The 17,618-nt window shown below is 48.4% G+C and carries 20 protein-coding genes; 19 read left to right on the top strand and 1 reads right to left on the bottom strand.

Going from position 1 to position 17,618, the window contains the following annotated elements:
- Positions 1-128: 128 nt before the first annotated feature.
- The 16 genes from ACFPXP_RS20220 (at position 129) to ACFPXP_RS20145 (ending at position 14,506) form a co-directional block, all read left to right on the top strand.
- On the top strand, positions 129-989 hold the full coding sequence (locus ACFPXP_RS20220) for a glycosyltransferase family 2 protein (protein WP_379896221.1): 861 nt from the start codon (positions 129-131) through the stop codon (positions 987-989).
- Positions 928-2,031 (top strand): glycosyltransferase family 2 protein, encoded by a 1,104-nt coding sequence (locus tag ACFPXP_RS20215; RefSeq protein WP_379896220.1) that lies wholly within the window; start codon positions 928-930, stop codon positions 2,029-2,031. The genes ACFPXP_RS20220 and ACFPXP_RS20215 overlap by 62 nt, the downstream gene beginning before the upstream one ends.
- 3 nt (positions 2,032-2,034) lie before the next feature.
- Positions 2,035-3,084 (top strand): GT-D fold domain-containing protein, encoded by a 1,050-nt coding sequence (locus tag ACFPXP_RS20210; protein ID WP_379896219.1) that lies wholly within the window; start codon positions 2,035-2,037, stop codon positions 3,082-3,084.
- A 77-nt stretch (positions 3,085-3,161) separates the two neighbouring features.
- Complete coding sequence (locus tag ACFPXP_RS20205) at positions 3,162-3,548, top strand: hypothetical protein (protein ID WP_379896218.1); 387 nt, start codon at positions 3,162-3,164, stop codon at positions 3,546-3,548.
- Positions 3,545-3,856 carry a hypothetical protein gene (locus ACFPXP_RS20200; protein WP_379896216.1) on the top strand — a complete coding sequence of 104 codons (312 nt, stop codon included), beginning with the start codon at positions 3,545-3,547 and terminating at the stop codon, positions 3,854-3,856. The genes ACFPXP_RS20205 and ACFPXP_RS20200 overlap by 4 nt, the downstream gene beginning before the upstream one ends.
- Entirely contained in the window at positions 3,849-4,157 is a 309-nt protein-coding gene (locus ACFPXP_RS20195; RefSeq protein WP_379896215.1) for a hypothetical protein, read from the top strand. Before ACFPXP_RS20200 ends, ACFPXP_RS20195 begins: the two co-directional genes overlap by 8 nt.
- A 207-nt stretch (positions 4,158-4,364) precedes the next feature.
- Positions 4,365-5,414 (top strand): Gfo/Idh/MocA family protein, encoded by a 1,050-nt coding sequence (locus tag ACFPXP_RS20190; RefSeq protein ID WP_379896214.1) that lies wholly within the window; start codon positions 4,365-4,367, stop codon positions 5,412-5,414.
- Positions 5,401-6,408, top strand: coding sequence for an NAD-dependent epimerase/dehydratase family protein (locus ACFPXP_RS20185; RefSeq protein WP_379896213.1), 1,008 nt, complete (start codon positions 5,401-5,403; stop codon positions 6,406-6,408). The genes ACFPXP_RS20190 and ACFPXP_RS20185 overlap by 14 nt, the downstream gene beginning before the upstream one ends.
- Complete coding sequence (locus tag ACFPXP_RS20180; RefSeq protein WP_379896212.1) at positions 6,405-7,115, top strand: N-acetyltransferase; 711 nt, start codon at positions 6,405-6,407, stop codon at positions 7,113-7,115. The genes ACFPXP_RS20185 and ACFPXP_RS20180 overlap by 4 nt, the downstream gene beginning before the upstream one ends.
- 12 nt (positions 7,116-7,127) lie before the next feature.
- A complete protein-coding gene (locus ACFPXP_RS20175) occupies positions 7,128-8,114 on the top strand; it encodes a CgeB family protein (protein ID WP_379896210.1) in 987 nt (328 codons plus the stop codon).
- Positions 8,111-9,217, top strand: a complete 1,107-nt coding sequence (locus tag ACFPXP_RS20170) for a DegT/DnrJ/EryC1/StrS family aminotransferase (RefSeq protein WP_379896209.1) — start codon at positions 8,111-8,113, stop codon at positions 9,215-9,217. Before ACFPXP_RS20175 ends, ACFPXP_RS20170 begins: the two co-directional genes overlap by 4 nt.
- Before the next feature lie 6 nt (positions 9,218-9,223).
- Positions 9,224-10,537, top strand: coding sequence for a nucleotide sugar dehydrogenase (locus ACFPXP_RS20165; protein WP_379896208.1), 1,314 nt, complete (start codon positions 9,224-9,226; stop codon positions 10,535-10,537).
- A 12-nt stretch (positions 10,538-10,549) separates the two neighbouring features.
- On the top strand, positions 10,550-12,106 hold the full coding sequence (locus ACFPXP_RS20160; RefSeq protein ID WP_379896207.1) for a DNRLRE domain-containing protein: 1,557 nt from the start codon (positions 10,550-10,552) through the stop codon (positions 12,104-12,106).
- Between the two features lie 161 nt (positions 12,107-12,267).
- Positions 12,268-13,044, top strand: a complete 777-nt coding sequence (locus ACFPXP_RS20155; RefSeq protein ID WP_379896206.1) for a CAP domain-containing protein — start codon at positions 12,268-12,270, stop codon at positions 13,042-13,044.
- 116 nt (positions 13,045-13,160) lie between these two features.
- Complete coding sequence (locus tag ACFPXP_RS20150) at positions 13,161-14,081, top strand: YhcN/YlaJ family sporulation lipoprotein (protein ID WP_379896205.1); 921 nt, start codon at positions 13,161-13,163, stop codon at positions 14,079-14,081.
- A 227-nt stretch (positions 14,082-14,308) separates the two neighbouring features.
- Positions 14,309-14,506 (top strand): helix-turn-helix domain-containing protein, encoded by a 198-nt coding sequence (locus ACFPXP_RS20145; RefSeq protein ID WP_379896296.1) that lies wholly within the window; start codon positions 14,309-14,311, stop codon positions 14,504-14,506.
- A gap of 86 nt (positions 14,507-14,592) precedes the next feature.
- Here ACFPXP_RS20145 and ACFPXP_RS20140 read toward each other — a convergent pair whose 3' ends face one another.
- Complete coding sequence (locus ACFPXP_RS20140; RefSeq protein WP_379896203.1) at positions 14,593-15,330, bottom strand: ZIP family metal transporter; 738 nt, start codon at positions 15,328-15,330, stop codon at positions 14,593-14,595.
- Between the two features lie 204 nt (positions 15,331-15,534).
- On the opposite strand from ACFPXP_RS20140, the gene ACFPXP_RS20135 reads away from it, so the two are divergent.
- From ACFPXP_RS20135 to ACFPXP_RS20125, 3 genes are all read left to right on the top strand, one after another.
- The gene (locus tag ACFPXP_RS20135; RefSeq protein WP_379896201.1) at positions 15,535-15,828 is read left to right on the top strand and encodes a hypothetical protein; all 294 of its coding nucleotides are present in this window, start codon (positions 15,535-15,537) and stop codon (positions 15,826-15,828) included.
- A gap of 161 nt (positions 15,829-15,989) precedes the next feature.
- Positions 15,990-16,970 (top strand): MBL fold metallo-hydrolase, encoded by a 981-nt coding sequence (locus ACFPXP_RS20130; protein ID WP_379896200.1) that lies wholly within the window; start codon positions 15,990-15,992, stop codon positions 16,968-16,970.
- Between the two features lie 90 nt (positions 16,971-17,060).
- Positions 17,061-17,591, top strand: coding sequence for a phosphatidylglycerophosphatase A family protein (locus ACFPXP_RS20125; RefSeq protein WP_379896199.1), 531 nt, complete (start codon positions 17,061-17,063; stop codon positions 17,589-17,591).
- The last annotated feature ends 27 nt before the right edge of the window (positions 17,592-17,618 follow it).

The following is a 17,618-nucleotide window of genomic DNA, read 5'->3' as shown; positions in this document are numbered from 1 at the left end:
TGTCTCGTTTTCAGGTGTAAGTAGCTGAGTTATTTTCCAAAAGGCTCAGGCAAGCGCCGTTTCCGCAAAAGCCACCTTACATACAATGTGATGAAGCCCACCCTTATGCAGCGGAGGTGACGGAAAATTTGGCTGGAGTAAAAAGGCGCATAAGGAAAAGCACAAAGCAACGCCGCCTGCCTATCGTTTGCTCGAAATACCCGCTCGTATCGGTTATCATTCCGGTCATGAATGAAAGCCGGACGATTGGACGGGTCATCCGAGAGAGCTGGAAGGTTGACCCCGAAACGGAAGTAATCGTCGTCGTCAACGGAAGCAAGGATCGTACGCGGCACATTGCCGAGCGCTCAGGTGCGAGGGTGATCTATTACGAAGAAGCGCTGGGGCACGACATTGGGCGGAGCATCGGTGCCGCTCATGCAAAGGGAGACATTTTGCTGTTCGTGGATGGGGATATTGTCATTCCCAGCTCGGAGCTGAAGCCGTTCGTCGATGCGATAAAGCAAGGGTTCGATGTGGCGCTGAACGAATATCGAGGACCGGTTCGCAAACAAGCGGTGCACAGTGTCGTGCTTGCGAAGCATTCATTGAACGTGCTTTGTTCAAGACCCGATCTAGGGGGATCGTCGATGACGACGATTCCACACGCGCTGCACCGAAAAGCGATGGTCCGTATCGGTGCTGAAAAGCTCGCTGTTCCTCCCTTGGCGCAAGCAGCGGCGATTGCATATAAGCTGAATGTTGCTGCGGTCCATTACGTGTCTGTAGGCAGGGAAAACCCGAGAAAAAGAAAACATTTGAGACCCGATCCGCTGGAGAGGCTTATCGTCGGCGACCATCTCGAAGCGATTCATTGGTATCTCGAAAATACGGATTCAAGGGGCTTAAAGACAGATTTAAGCAGAATGAGGGGGGTGCTTCAGAGCGATGAAGGAGCGTCGGAACAGCTGCCGAGCCAAGCGATTCTCGAAACTGCGGATGAAAGCTAATTCACTCCATCGTAAGAAAAAAAACGTAAGGTCACGCCCAAGGAGCCATTTGCAGCTGCTTCATCAACTCCGTCAGAACGCGTTTCGTGACGGGAAAATCGACGGAATCCTGAGCCGACCCTACTTTGCTGAGCCTCCCCTCTCCAGTATTCAGGAATGCTGGTTGAGCTGGCTTGATCGAAATCAGCAGGGCATATGGACTTGGGATGTGTGGAAAAAGGTCAGCGAATCGTATATGCGCGGCTTTGAGACGGCTTATGGCTTAAGCAGCGGGAGGCTGCTTCGTCCGACAACGAAGTCGGTCGCTGCGATTGTGACCGTGATGAATGAAGAGACTACATTACCCCCTTTGCTTAGGGAGCTTGACCGATTTTCACCGGATGAGCTTATTATCGTTGTAAACGGATCGACGGATAACAGTCACAGCGTGGCTTCACAGCATCCGAACGCTCGCATTGTGTACTACGAGCAAGCATTGGGCCACGATGTGGGGAGGGCTGTAGGGGCCATGGCCTCCTCTGCCGATATTTTGCTGTTTTTGGACGGCGATATTACGGTGGACGCGGAGGAATTGCTTCCTTTTATTTATGCCATCGAGCAGGGAACGGATATTGCTTTGAACGATTTAACCCCTTATATCGGAATGTTTCATCAAAGAGACGGTGTCAGCATCGTGAAGGAGTTTTTAAACCGAAGCCTGGGAAGAGCCGATTTATCCGTCAATTCGATGACGGCCGTTCCGCATGCGATGTCGAGAAAAGCGCTGGACGTCATTGGCTGTCACATGCTAATGGTTCCTCCAAAGGCACAGTCTGTCGCGATCATGAACGGACTGATCGTTGGCCATGGTGGAAGCGTGAATGTGTTTCAGAAAAATAGACAGCGTGAAACGAATCAGGGTCAGAGTAATTTAGTGGCGGATTTAATTATTGGAGACCACATGGAAGCTCTGCATACAACAATGAAGTCGGGCAGCCCCAGATTCAACTTTGCGGATTCGATTCGCAAACGGCACATGATTACAGGAGGAGGGCTGACCTGACCGATGAAGAAAAGAGCAAAATTGAAGAATCCTCTTGTTCGAAGATGGCAGCGCCGGCTGCGTCTAAACTTTAACAGGGGGTATAACCAAGGGTACGACGACGGTTATACCAAAGGCGTCTATGAAGGGCAGCAAGGAGTATTCGATCTAGGTTTTGACAGAGGCTACAATCAAGGATTTGATTACGGGCACGAGAAGGGATTCATCACAGGGATGGCGTCGACAGAAAGCTATAAAGCAGGATATGAGAAAGGCTGGGAAATGGGGGCCTATGAGGGCGGTGAACAGTGGATTGAGAAGGTGCTTCCCCAGAATATGATTTTGCCGGGCATTTCCTTGGAGCAGATTGCGTCCGCAGGTGTTCAGCAGTACCAGCATGCGTGGCTGAAGCTGCTTGAAGCGAGAGAGGTTGCCGAGCGGTTTAAGCAGGCTCTGGATCAAAAGACTCCTTTCAGCGTCGTACGTTTAGGGGATGGAGAGCTTCTTACACTTGCCCAAGATCGTGTGCTTTCAATCGAAGAAATTAAGCGGCTGGGGCACTTCCTGCCCTATGCAGGCATCCAAATCCCGGATTATCACTCCCGTGACCAGCTGTTGACGTCTGTCCTTCGCGCGAATGTCGTTGGAATACCGGATAAACGGCTGCCATCTTTTCAACCACTTGCTTTCAAGGTATTCCAAGCCTATGCGGTTCCATACCGACTCATGGCCTTGACGAATTCCTTAATTAACTACCAGCTCTATGAGCATGGTCTGCTTCACGACATATGGAGAGGTCGAAAGGTCATTTGTATCGGCAATTTGGCTTCTTCTTTAGCCAAGGCGCTGAGCAGTCATGAATGTCAGGTGACAGGGATGATTGATCATGTGAACGGGATGAAAGATGCCGAAAGGGTTATTGTCGAAGCCGGCGGCATGGATTTTGATATTGCATTGGTATCCGCCGGCGTAGCAGCTGTTGTGATTTGTGAGCAGATTGCAGCAAGATACGGAAAGGCCGCTTTGGATTTCGGGCATTTGGCAGATCGGCTCATCCAAGAGAAGCAGGATTAAAAGCGATATCGAACCATCCGCAGAAGCGGAGAATACATTAAGGATAAGGGCAGCTGCTCCTTGCGGGAAGAGGGGCGTTGCTCCAGGCGTTCAATGAAGACTGGGTGAAGCCTCTGCTGCGGATTTTAAAAGCAGGTAGGCGAAACGCGGAAGGAGTTGCAGTTGACTTGAAGGAACGATATACGCAGGACATGATTCGCCATATGGGCAGTGCATCCGAAGCGATGTCAAGCATATTAAGGGCGAAGAAGGAAGCGGCAGTACGACTGTCCCGGTACATCTGCTCGGATTCGGCAGGCGCGGACCATAGCACTCACAGCCGCTTAGGGGAGAAAGACAAAGTGAAGCAGCTTAACGGCAGTGTGGTTTCCTATTTAAACAGCATAGCTGGACTTACGGACACAATGGCTGAGCAGCTGGAAATCGTTATGCAGCAGCTTTCAGAGCAGGAGGATGAGGAATGAGTGCAAACATCCCCCATTTATTGAAGCTTATGGAGTCTAATGTTAATATCCATTCTCATATTGCAGAAATTCTGCATGCCAAAGCGTCTGAGGCGGAGCAATCCAAAAATTGGCTCTGCGCAAGACCGGACCACGAATTGGAGTATGAGGGAAGTCTAGAGGTTCACGAGCAGATCGTAGAAATGATTGATGGGATCACGAAGACGCAGTCGGGACTAAACCGCAGTCTTAAAGCACTGCTTGGCTCTGGTGAGCGAAGTCAATTGGATTTCAGCGATTTGTTCCAGGGTATGGGAACGGATGACTGAACAAGGCACATGGCTGGAACGGCGAAACCAGGCTCAGTCTGAGCTGCTGTCTTCGCTAGTAGATGGTCAACAGGCGCTAAACCGTATGCTGCACTGTGCGGCTGAGGTTTACAGCAGAAGATCTGATATACTCCATTCTGAACAGCTGCTGCGGGAGCTTCAGCTTATGTGCAGACTTCAGCAGCAGTGGATTGAACAGCTGACCCACACACGCCTTCGACATATTCGGAAGGCCTCCCCGGGGAGGCCGTGGTTACGGCAAGGCGTCTTAAACGCGGCCCCTCATCAAAGCGACCTGTGAAAGGCGGTTTTACCGTCTTGCAGGTTGCTTTTTTGTTTGTCTACCTATTTTTCTGCGCTTGTTCTTCTGTCTATTCCAAGCAAAGGCGAGACGCATAGACTATGAGTGTCCAAGTTAAGTCGGTTTTCCCCTTTGCTTAGGGCAATCAGTTGGAACTTACCCTCGGACTTATGGACACATCGGCAATAGCTGTAGGAGGTGTAATGTTTGAAAGTCGGATTAATTGGCTGCGGATTTATCGGCCACAAGCATGTGAACAGCTTGCTGCAAGCCAAGGGGATGGAAATAGCGGCCATATGTGATATGTCTGAGATGTCATTATCGCGAATGAAAGAGAAGCTGCAAGAACAGCAGGGAGCGAACGAAACGCTTCGAACGTACACAGACTACTCTGAACTGCTGGATGATGAAGATATCGACATCATAACCATCGCCGTCAACAGCGGATTGCATGGAAGAATCGCCAAAGAAGCACTCATCCACGGCAAGCATGTCATCGTCGAAAAGCCAATGGCGCTGTCGCTTCAGGAGGCGAGAGAAATGAATCGCCTGTCTGAAGCTTTCGGCGGAAAACTTGCGGTATGCCATCAAAAGCGTTTTTTTTCGCATTTGATCGAACTGAAGAGAATCGTCAGTAGGGGCGGCTTTGGGGAGCTGTTGTTCGGCAGCGTACAGCTGTCCTACAATCGGAACGACGCTTATTACGAGCAGGCGAAATGGCGGGGCACGTGGGAAATGGACGGCGGAGTGCTCTTAAATCAAGCGATTCATAATTTGGATCTTATGCTGTGGCTACTCGGAGAGCCGGTGGAGGCATACGGTGTCATTCAACGCCGCATGCGCAAGATCGAAGCGGAGGATAGCGCATCGGGTATCGTTCGATTGGCCAGCGGTGCCATCATGCAAATCCAGGCTACGGTATGCAGCCATCCCGATGCATCGCAGGAGAAAATCGAGCTGATCGGAAGCCAAGGGTCCGTCCAGCTTAGCGGAAAATGGATGGAAAATGTAGATCGTTGGAAGCTGCAGGAACATCTGCCGATTACCTATCAAGAAGTGGATCCTTATGTACAGCTGTACAGCGATATAAAGAAGTCTATCTCTCAAGCTGAGCAGCCATTTGTCAGCGGAGCCGAAGGGATTCGCGCACTGGAAGTCATTATGGCTCTGTATCAATCTTCGATTTCGGGCCGTCCGGTCAAATTTCCGATTCAAGACTTTTCTACATTGGAGATGAGAAGCAATGAGCCGTATTGATGTCTCCCAGGATAAGCAGTTGTCGGTGTTTTCGGGTAAAACAGTGCTGGTTACAGGCGGAGCGGGCTTTCTTGGCTCCAACGTGGCCAAGCGGCTGTTGCCTTTTGCCAAAAAAATATATGTGTATGACGATTTGTTTACAGGGAAACTCACCTCCGTTCCGACGGACGACAAAGTTGAATTTATTCAAGGAAGTGTCACAGACGGACATCTTTTAGGAGATTTGATAGAACAATCGGCCTATGTATTTCATTTTGCCGCGCGAAATATCATATTGTCCACAGAACAGCCGTTCACCGATTTTCAGGTCAATGCACAAGGAACGCTGCAGGTGTTGCTGCAGGCAATGCGAAGCAAAGGCAGGCTGGAGCGGATCATTTACGCATCAACCTCCTCTCTCTACGGCAATCCCCCTGTGCTTCCAGCTGCAGAAAATTACTACGATGTATCTACCCCATACGCCGCAAGCAAGATGTGTGGGGAGCTGCTATGCATGAGCTACGCCAAAGCGTTTCAATTGCCGGTCACGGCACTTCGATTTTCCAACGTTTTCGGTCCGGGTCAGGTCAGCACCAATCCTTATTGCGGTGTCGTTTCAAAGTTTATGGATCGCTATATTCAAGGTGAGCCTCTGACTATTTATGGAGACGGAACGCAAACCCGAGATTTTACTTATGTCGAGGATGCGATGGATGCAGTGATGGCGGCTGCCGTCAGTGAACAGACTCTAGGTCAGGTCATGAATGTAGGCACGGGCATAGAAACGCAGGTCAATGAATTGGCGGACATGATTAAGGAGGTCATTGGCGCACCCGAGCATCCTGTGACGTATGAGAAAGGGCGTGCCATCGATACCATATACCGCCGCAGTGTCGATATTTCCAAGTTGACTGCGCTGACGGGATGGCTTCCCAAGTACCCTTTGAAACAAGGGATTAAGCTAACCTGGGAATGGTTTCATGCGGACCATGGAAATGAGGTTTCGGCGATATGATGACGAATGCGGTTATTCATCCAAGCGCAAGCTTGGGGTATCAGTGTGAAATTGGACATTTCGCAGTCATTCATGAGGGTGTCGTGATCGGAGATCGTGTAGTGATTGGTGATCATGCCGTTATTTTGCCTGGAACCGTCATCGGCAGCGATGTGCAAATTGGCGCACAATCCGTCATCGGCAAAGTGCCGCAGACCAATCGAAGAATCAAACGAAAGCCGACGCCGCTTCCACCGCTTACCATTGGAAGCCATGTAACGATTGGCGCTTGTGTCGTGCTTTACAGGGGTATCGAGATCGGAGACGGTACTTTTTTGGGAGATCATGTTTCAATTCGTGAAAAGGTACAGATCGGTGCTGACTCCGTCATTGGAAGGGCCGCAGTAATTGAATTGAATACGGTGATCGGCAGCAGAGTTGTCGTTCAAACCGGTGTTTATGTGACAGGAGATTCGACGATTGAGGATGATGTGTTCATTGGGCCTCGTGTCTCGATGTCCAATGACAAGTATATGGGAACTCGGCCGTTTACGTATGCCGGACCGATCATTCGCCAAGGGGCGGCCATCGGAAACAATGCGACGCTGCTGCCCGGCATCGAGATTGGGGCAAAGGCCATTGTCGGGGGCGGTGCGGTCGTGACAAAGAATGTACCAGCAGGCACCGTTGTGGTGGGAAATCCTGCTGCACCGATTCCAACCAAGTAAAAGAGGTGCCCTATGAGAATATTATGCATGCTAAATCTTGACATATTTCGTCTTAGTATGGGCTGGGCGCTGGAAGCCTTAGGACACGACGTTTACCATATGAATATCATTGATGAGCAGCGATTAGAACAGGCCATCCGGCTTCATCGGCCGGACTTCTTCTTTGATATGGGCTGGGATGGACAGCATCTGAACTGGGACAATTTGAACATGATGCGCGAGACATTGAAAAGGCATGGAGTATACCACGTCTATTTCGCGGAAGAGGACTCCCTGCATTATGACAACTGGTCTCAAAAATATGTACAGACGACAAAACCCGATTTTGTCCTGACGCGAGGCTGGGAATGCGTAGAGAGGTACAAAGAGCAGGGCTACCGTTCGGCTTATTTAGATGTGGGATGCAATCCTGATTTTCATCGTCCCGTAGAGGCACAGCCGGATTTAATGTGCGATGTATCGGTCGTATGCAACGGGCAGTTTATATGGGATATATACCGGCGCAAAAGTATCCATGATCTTGTTGTACCGTTATTCGATGGACCGTTCCATGTCCAGATTTGGGGCAGGGATTGGGAGAATGCGGCTGAATATTACGGCAAAACGCCAAATCCAGGAGTTCATCGCGGAAAATTGGAATTTCACCGAACTCCGCAGGCTTACAGCTCCGCAAAAATCAATATCAGCGTACAGTCGATGGACGATCAGCTCAGCAATCGCACACTGGATATATTGAGTACCGGCGGATTTTTACTGACGTCAAATACGTCGGCGGTACGAACGAAGCTGCTGCCTGGCGTATGCTGTGCGGTCAGTGATTCGCCGGAGGAGACACTGGAGCAGATCCAATATTATTTGACCCATGAGGACGATCGCAGTCGTATTGCTGCTGCCGGCATGCAGCTCGCAAGAGAGCATTTGTCTTATCAAGCTACTTTGCCATTTGTTTTGGAGCAAGTGCAGCAAGCGATTAATGAAAGAGGTGGAGTGAACCCATGAACCATATTCCGATGGTCGATTTGAAGCCATCCTGGGATGAACAGATGGATGAAATAACCGATGCAGTAAAGCGCGTTCTGGATCAAGGAAACTTTATTCTCGGAAGTGAAGTCTCGCAGTTAGAGCGGGAAATCGCAGATTTTCATCGTGTACGCCATGGAGTTGGTGTAGCCAATGGAACCGATGCCCTCATTCTGCTGCTGCATGCAGCAGGCATTGGTGCCGGCGACGAAGTGATCACAACACCGTTTACTTTTTTTGCCACAGCCGAGTCGATTATGCAGCTCGGAGCGGTGCCGGTCTTTGCCGATATTGACCCTGTCTCCCTTAATTTGGATCCTGCGAATATTGAAGAGAAGATCACGCCGAAAACAAAGGCCATCCTGCCGGTTCACATTTTTGGCCAAATGGCTGCGATGGATGCCATCCACAAGATCGCAAATAAGCACAGCTTAATTGTTATTGAGGACGCATGTCAGGCGATTGGCGCTGCTTGGAATGGTAAGGCCCCAGGAACATATTCGGTTGGGGCGGCGTTTTCTTTCTTCCCAACGAAAAATTTAGGAACATGCGGTGACGGCGGCATGATCATCACCCAGTCGAAGGAGCTGACAGAACGTCTTCGCAGGCTGCGGCTGCACGGAAGCTCGGCCAAATATATTCATGATGAGGCGGGCTGGAACAGCCGTCTGGATGAAATTCATGCGGCGATACTGCGCGTCAAGCTGCGAAAACTGAGCGCTTGGAATGCAGAGCGCCGTAAAATTGCGGAGATATATCACCAAGAGTTGAAGGGACTGCCTCTGCAGCTGCCTATCGAGCAGCCGAGTGCACATCATGTGTATCATTTGTACACCGTACTCAGTGATGAAAGAGATGCGCTGATGAATGATTTGAAGCAGCAAGGCATTGGCTGCGGAGTCTACTACCCTGTTCCGCTGCATCTTCAGCAGGCGCTGAAAGGATACGGATATCATAAAGGTCAGCTGCCTGTGGCGGAAAATGCTTCGGAATGCTGTCTTTCTCTGCCGCTCTATCCAGGAATGACTGAGGATGCTCAGCAGTTCGTTATTGATAAGGTTAAACATTATTTTAAGAGGTGAGAAAGCTTGGGACATTTTGAGCAATTTATGTCAGCCATTGAGCAAAGGTCAGCTGTGTTAGGTGTTATTGGCTTAGGGTACGTTGGACTGCCGCTGGCTGTTGCGAAAGCCCAAGCGGGGTATCAGGTGATCGGCTTTGACGTCGATGAGCAAAAGGTAGACTCGATTATTGAAGGCAAATCATATATTTCCGATATTGATGATCAGGAGCTTTCGGAACAGGTCCATTCCGGCAAGCTGACGGCAACGACGGATTTCAGACGGCTAAGCGGCGTGGATGCCGTCAGTATATGTGTCCCGACACCGATTGATAAATATAAACAGCCGGATCTATCTTATTTAATTGCGGCGGTAGAAAGCATTTCACAGTATATGAAGAAGCCTATATTGATTATTCTCAGCAGTACGACGTTTCCCGGCACGACGACCGAGATCGCAAAGCCGATTTTGGAAAAAGCGGGTGCAAAGATAGGCGAAGATGTCTTCTTAGCCTATTCTCCGGAACGTATTGATCCGGGCAACCGCAGCTTTCAGATTAAAGGCATTCCGCGGATCGTCGGAGGAACAAGCGAGCATTGCACGAAGTTAGCCGCCAGATTGTATGAGCATGTGCTGAAGGAAAAGCTATTTCAGGTCGACCGCACGGAAATCGCGGAGATGGCAAAAATCGTTGAAAATACGTTCCGTCTAGTAAACATTGGTCTGATGAACGAGTTAGCTGTTTTGTGTCATCGGATGGGACTTGACATTTGGAAGGTTATTGAAGCAGCCAGCACGAAGCCTTACGGCTTCCTCCCTTTTTACCCGGGTCCGGGCATTGGCGGACACTGCATTCCCGTCGATCCGCATTATTTAACTTGGAAGGCAAAGGAATACCATTATACTTCACAGTTGATCGAAAGAGCAGCCGAAATTAATGAAAGCATGCCCGAATATGTCGTTTTTCGAATGACGATGATGCTGAATGAGCTGCAGAAACCGATGAAGGGTGCTAAGGTACTGCTCGTTGGTGCGGCTTACAAGAAGAATGTCCCCGACCTTCGCGAATCTCCTGTACTCGAAATTATGAGCTTGCTGGATCGCTATGGCGTCGATTGGGAGTACTATGATCCGCATGTGCCAACGATGAGTGCCGTCGGCAGGAAGAAGAGCAGCATTAGCTTAACACCGGAATCGGTAAGGGACTTCGATTTGGTTGTCATTACGACAGACCATGACCAGACGGATTATTCACTGCTTGCAGCGGAAGCGAAGGTCATTTTTGATACGAGAAACAAAATGGAAGGATTTAGCTGCAAGGGACGCTATTATAAATTGTAGGAGGTGTCCTGGGTGAGAATCATTCAAGGGCCTCTGGAAATTGCAGGCCAAATGGGGCTTCAATCCAGAGGCCTCCAAGCTTTAGGTCACAATGTTGATTCATATAACATCGAGCATAATTACCTCGGTTATTCGAAAGGCATCATGAATGTGTCGCAGAGCCAACTGAGAGCACAGCTGGCTGCTTCACAGCACAAATACGACGTCTTTCATTTTCATTACGGTAAGAGCATGAATAAAGGAATGGACTTCCGGTTCGCGAGAGACCGCAACCGTGTTCGGATCATGCAGTTTTGGGGCAATGATGTTAGAACGAGGCAGGAAGCTGCCATTTATAATCCTTATTCCAGGCTGATTGACACGTATCTGGATGAGCATCTGGTCGTATCTCAATTAGAGCAGTCCTCCCGTTATATGCAGGCATGTATCGTTCAAGACTTTGAAGTAGCGGAATATGTGCGAAGCTATTTTGACCGGATTTACGTTCTTCCCATTGCCTGTGACGTCTTGACTACCCCCGTACAGCTTCCGGATCCGAATGCAGTTCCCCGTATCATACATGCCCCCACACATGCTTATTTCAAAGGCACCGGCTATATCGAAGAAGTATTAAACCGATTGGCTGGAGAAGGTTTTGCCTTTCATTATGAACGTATTCAGAGGGTATCGAATGAGGAAGCGCTGCAGCGCTACCAGACGGCCGATATCGTCATCGATCAAGTATACAATGGCAGCTATGGATTGTTATCAGTGGAGGCTATGGCGCTCGGAAAGCCCGTTGTTGCCTACATCAGGGAAGATCTGAAGCATCGCTATCCGGCGGAGATGCCGATCGTGTCCGCGAGTCCCGCACAGCTGTATATGAAATTAAAATGGCTGCTTCAGCATCCTGCGTCTTGGCCGGAAATTGGCTCGTCCGGCCGCAGATATGCGGAATCGTACCATGATTACCGACTAAATGGGAGACATCTCGAATGGATTTATCGGAGAGAAAGAGCGATATTGGACGGTGTTATACAGGAAGAGCCTTCTCTCATTTATTTAAAGGGAAGAGAGCGCATCCGCTATTCGATAAACAGCTCCCGATATATTTCAATAGATGGTCAGCTGCTAGAAAGATTAGAAGAACCGGTAAATTCCGAGGCGCGTTGGTCCGAGCGAACGGTTATTCTCAAGCCGAACCGATATTATAAATCGAACGGGAATCGAAAACCGGCGGCATATTTTTCTTTTAATCTGGCAGCGATCCCTCAGGATGCGGTTATTCATAAGGCAGTCCTTAGGCTTCCCGTCGCAACCAAGTATAAGCAGGTGAAAGTGCACAGGGTGGCGCAGGGATGGGACACAAAGTCCATCCGAAGGAAAAAGCCGAGACGAAAGCCAAAGTCGATTGCTTCGTTTCAAAGGCCTAAGAAGCAGAAGAAAAGCCAGCGGAGCGTCTTCCAATGGGAATGCACCGAATTGGCGAAACGATGGAAGGATAGGCAGCTGACAAACCATGGGTTGGTGGTTCATAAGAAAGTATGGAGAGCGCCAGATCTAATTGTGACAGCAGTCATGTCGGAATAAGTGAAAAATACAAATATCAATGCTTTATGCGAAAGGGCATAAAGCATTTTTTGTTTTCGGTGTTTTCCCTTTAATTACCGAACTTTTTCCTCTACATACAAGGGCATATTATGGAGGCGAAAGTCGCGCCGAATAACAAAGAATAACGGGAGTGAAATGCGTTGAATTTAAAAGCGAACCAAAAATCAATCCTTGTCGTACTCTTGTGCTCTTTCTTAATGTTGAATGTCGCTGTCGGGAAAGCCGATGCGTTTGGAAGAGGAACGAGAGGTGCTGACGTATATGCTGTCCAAGGGATGTTGAAAACGTTAGGTTATTATGCCGGAAGTATTGACGGAATTTATGGCCCGGCAACGGAAAAAGGAGTGCGATATTTCCAGTACAAATACGGCCTGCCGGTGACCGGTGCTGTTGATGCCAAGACACTGGAAAATATTTTGTGGGCGTACGCCAATGCGAAAATTCCGAAGGCGCAGCCGACACCAACGCCAGTTCCGAAAGCTCCGGAACAGCCTAAAGCGCCTGAGCAGCCGAAGACACCTTCCGTCCCTGGTCTTACTGCGGCCGAGCAGGAAATGCTGGCTCTCGTAAATCAAGAACGTCAAAAGGCGGGGCTGCAGCCTCTGCAGGTTGATCTAAAGCTGACCGAAGCGGCAAGGCTCAAAAGTAAAGACATGATCGCGAAAAACTACTTCTCTCATCAATCACCGACATACGGATCTCCATTCGATATGATGAAACAGTTTGGGATTACGTATCGGACGGCCGGAGAAAATATTGCATGTAATCAAACCGCAGCGCAAGCGCACCAAGCATTGATGAAATCACCAGGACATCGCGAAAACATATTAAAAGCCGAGTATACCCACATTGGAATCGGTATTGTAAGCGGAGGACCATGCGGAATTATGGTGACACAGATGTTTATTGGAAAGTAATGCTTGTTGAAATAACATGAATTCGTTTGGTTACCAGTTGATTACTAGTTTGAAATTCCAGCTCCTACGCAATCTAAGCTTTGTAGATCATGATAGAAGCAAAACGGAGGGAAATTATGTTTAAGCGTAAAATATACCACTTGACAATAGCAGGGATGGTCGTACTGTCACTCGCTGCCTGTACCAATAACAATGGGAATCATGGCAACAATAACGGCAACACGAATGGCGCAATGGAACAAAATCGTGGAGGAAACACCAGGGTTCAACAGCTTGATCGTAACGACTTGGGGATGAACCGGGATCTGACGGGCAACCGCGGTGTAGGTACGAAACGAATTGGGAATGATCAGGTTCGAATGCAGCCAAATAACGGCTCCAGATCCGCCAATAATAATGGAACTCATATCAATGAGAAGAACGGAGCTGGAACGGGAATATTCGGACCGGCAGGAAACGGCGGCAATGTCACTCGCAGAAACGCTGAAAACAATGGCGGTATGACTCAAAGAAATGCCGGAGATGTCAATGACGGCATGACGAGAAGAAATATGGGCAATAACAATGGGGCCATGCATGAAAATACTCGCATGGAAAGAGCCGACGATGTCGCCAAAAGAATATCAGCAATGAAGGAAATAGACAGCGCGAATGTTCTGCTCACTGACAATAATGCTTATGTTGCAGTAGAACTTAGTGATCGTACCGGCAAACGAAAGCATTATTCCGAGATGAACCGGATGGATGTAAATCAAGATGAAATGACAGGTGCTCTGAAACGTCAAATTGCGAGACAAGTACAGCAATTAGAGCCGGATGTGGAAAATGTGTATGTATCTGCAAATCCGGATTTCGTAGACCGCGTTAACGGGTTTTTAGAGCAGATGGATAATGGAAATCCGGTTAGAGGGTTTATTAATGAATTCAATGAGATGATGAATCGGATCTTCCCGTGGAATGCTGCAGAAGATGATCGTGACAACGGAGCAGGCAACAATGGGAACATGGGCGGCATGAGAAACAGAATAAACGATTAATCAAATAAAATCCCCTGGTTTGAACAAGCCTCAAGGCCGAGTTCACAGGGGATTTTTCTCATTCTTTTCGCACCTGTGCAGCGGCGGTGCCCATTTTCGTAGGATAAAGAACCTTTCATTCTGGTCGTTCATACACTAATTTTGACTGTATCCCTACACCTTGTATAAAGAAAAGGCCCGAACAAGGAGGGGTGACCAATTTGCAAGGTAACGACCATAGAAGCAAGATGATTTTAACCAATCGAGAACGAGAGGTCTTTGAACTACTGGTACAGGACAAAACGACCAAAGAGATTGCAGGACAGCTGTTTATCAGTGAAAAGACCGTGCGAAATCATATTTCCAATGTGATGCAGAAACTGAATGTAAAAGGTCGTTCACAAGCAGTAGTAGAGCTGATTCGGCTTGGGGAGCTGTCCATCTAAAACTCTTCTCAACTATAACCTTCTTTTTTGCCCTAAATCGGGTGCATAAAAGAAGGTTTTTAGTTTTTTACGAATAGATATCTTGGTCACCCCAACGTATTTGACAGGATGATCATTGTCAGCAATCCAACGATAAAAGAGAACGTGGCTGAGCGGGCATGACCGTCACCGTGGCTTTCGGGAATTAATTCTTTATAGACAACGAACAGCATGGCCCCTGCGGCAAAAGCCAAACCGTACGGTACGATGCCGGCAATCGATTGTGAAAAATAAAAGCCGATAAGAAATGAAAGAAGCTCGATCAAGCCGGTAATGGCACTAAAGATAAATGCATACCAGCGTGAAACACTCCTTGAAATTAAAAAGAATGCAATGAGTGCCCCTTCAGGGATGTTTTGAAGACCGATTGCGAAGGAAACCAAGCTGCCAAGCTGATCGTCCTCACTGGCAAAACTGACTCCCACGGATAGGCCCTCCGGCAAGTTATGCAGAGCCATGGCCGTAACGAACAGCAGGGTGCTTCGTTCAATACGCTGCATCGGCCTGCCCGATGTATGTTCCAAGTCCATATGAGGAATGAAGTGCTCCAAAATCATTAACAGCAGAGTTCCCGTAATTACACCAATGGATAGAACCGCTAAATTAGACATTTCCAAGGCTGAAGGGATGAGACTGTTCGTAGAGGCTGCGACCATAATACCTGCGGTATATGCAAGCAGGATGTCCTTGATGCGATGGGACACGTTGTTGAAAAATAGTGCAGGTACTGCTCCGAGGGCGGTGCAGCCTCCAGTTGCAAGCATCCCGATCCAAATTTGATCCATAACATCCTCCAAATGTTAAATATAAAGCCAACTGTATTATGCTGCTATGTGCAGTGTATAACGTTTGTTTCCTATTTGGCAATGCCTTTTTTAACATATATGTCACGGCATAGTTGTCTGATTTCAATTCAATCCTTATCACATGAAATGTGCCGGAATCGGAAAAGCTATACTTGAGCATTTTGAATTGTAGGAGGTTATAAGGTGAGCAGATTGAGGGAAATCGTCGATAATCATCACCAGTTAGATGATTTAAGTGCAATTATACGACATTACGGGCTAAGTGCAGAATTCGTTGCTACTGCACTTCTGGAGCAATGCCAGCAGCAGCTTGGCGGTTCCGGTTCCGACGGCAAAGGTAATGGCGATAAGGATCAATCCAAGCAGCAGGATGATCAAAGTCAAGATCAAAATCAGGATCAGGAGCTTTCGGAAGAGGATAAGCAAGCAATGGAGGAATTTATAGAAGATCTTCAGCAGTTCATCGCTACGTTGTAAAAATCGTGCTGTCCGAAAGGGCAGCTTTTTTATGTTATAGTTTAAAGTCTCGTGGATGACCTCTAAGTGAAGTGATAAACTTGTAGGATAGAGGAATTTGAGCTGGAAAAGGGAAACCATGTCGAAGGCGGTTTCGAAATGAATAAGGAGGCACACCATCCATGAGACAAATCATAGAAAAACACGAAGAGATTTGGCAAATAAGAACTCCTTTGCCTTTTCCGCTTCGGTGGGTGAATAGTTATGTACTGACGGAACCGGATCAGAGGGTAACATTGATCGACCCCGGATTGAATCATGAAGAGGGCAGACAGCATTGGGGGAGCGTACTGCATCAGCTGAACATCAAATGGTCGGATATTGGAAGAGTCGTGCTTACCCACCATCATCCGGACCATTATGGAATCAGCGGCTATATTCAACAGCAGAGCGGAGCAGAGGTATGGATGTCGCAAACGGCACACGAGCAGGCCCAGTTGATGTGGTCCCAGCAGGAGACGATGAGTCGCGACATGGTGGAGATGTTTCGCAAGCAAGGTATGGACGATGAAACATGCAGCAAGATGGCTGCTCATTTGGAAAGCTTTAAGCCTTTGGTTTCGCCTGCACCGCGAGTGATTCATTTTCCTAGCGATCAGGAATTTATTTTAGGCGGTGAGTCTTATGATATGATCGAGACCGGAGGTCACGCAGCCGGACATATATCCTTTTATCAGCCGCAGCGGAAGCGGATATTCTGCGGGGATCATGTGCTTCCGAGGATTACGTCCAATGTCAGTTATTTGCCCGGAGGTGATCCCAATCCGCTGGATCGCTTTTTAGATGGCTTGAAACGGATGCAGCAGTATGAAGTGGAGAAGGCTTTCCCAGGTCACAGAGACCCTTTCATGAATTTTAAAGAAAGGACTGTGGAAATGCTCATGCATCACGAGGAGCGTCTTCAAGCGATGACGGCTCTTCTTAAGGATCGCCCTCGTACTGCTTTTGAAATATGCAGCTCCATGTTCGGAACTAGACTATCCGTTCATCAGCTTCGATTTGCGATGGCAGAAGTCATTGCACATCTGATCTATTTGCGGGATCGTCAGCGAATTGAAAGCACGGAAACGCAGCAAGGAATTGTGTACAGCGTCATAGGTTAACTTGCTCCGTTGTTTCCAGTGGGTGAAAAAAGCCGACATTGGATATCCTAAACGACAGATTGAAGCTACCAGCAGAAAGGATAGGTTGCATTGAAACCATACAGTTTGGACAGTCAAAAGGTACGGGAAGCCACGCTGAGGCTGCTGCAGGATCGAGGTGTGCAGATTCGCGAAATTGCAGAGTTAGTCATGTTTTTGCAAAAAGATTATTTTCATGATTTAACACTGGAAGAATGCGAAAGCAATGTCGCCGACGTATTGGAGAAGAGGGAGGTCCAGAACGCGGTTCTAACGGGAATTCAATTGGATCTGTTAGCCGAAAAAAATCAGCTGATCCCGGAGCTCCAGGAGATGATTGCCCATGATGAGGGCTTGTATGGCGTAGATGAAGTGCTTGCCTTATCGATTGTTAATGTCTACGGAAGCATAGGCTTCACGAACTTTGGATATATCGATAAGATGAAGCCGGGGGTGCTGGAGCGCCTGAATGATAAGAAGGATGAGCCTATACATACCTTCCTCGATGACATCGTCGGGGCGATCGCGGCAGCAGCCAGCAGCCGAATTGCGCACCGCAAGCAGGCTAAAGCAGAAAAGACGGAGGAGTTGGACAAAAAGTAGTTATAAACGAGGCCGAGGCTCGTATAC

This window comes from Marinicrinis lubricantis (assembly GCF_042658665.1).
Classification (GTDB): Bacteria; Bacillota; Bacilli; order Paenibacillales; family KCTC-33676; genus Marinicrinis; species Marinicrinis lubricantis.
This window is presented reverse-complemented; position numbering and strand designations above follow the sequence as displayed.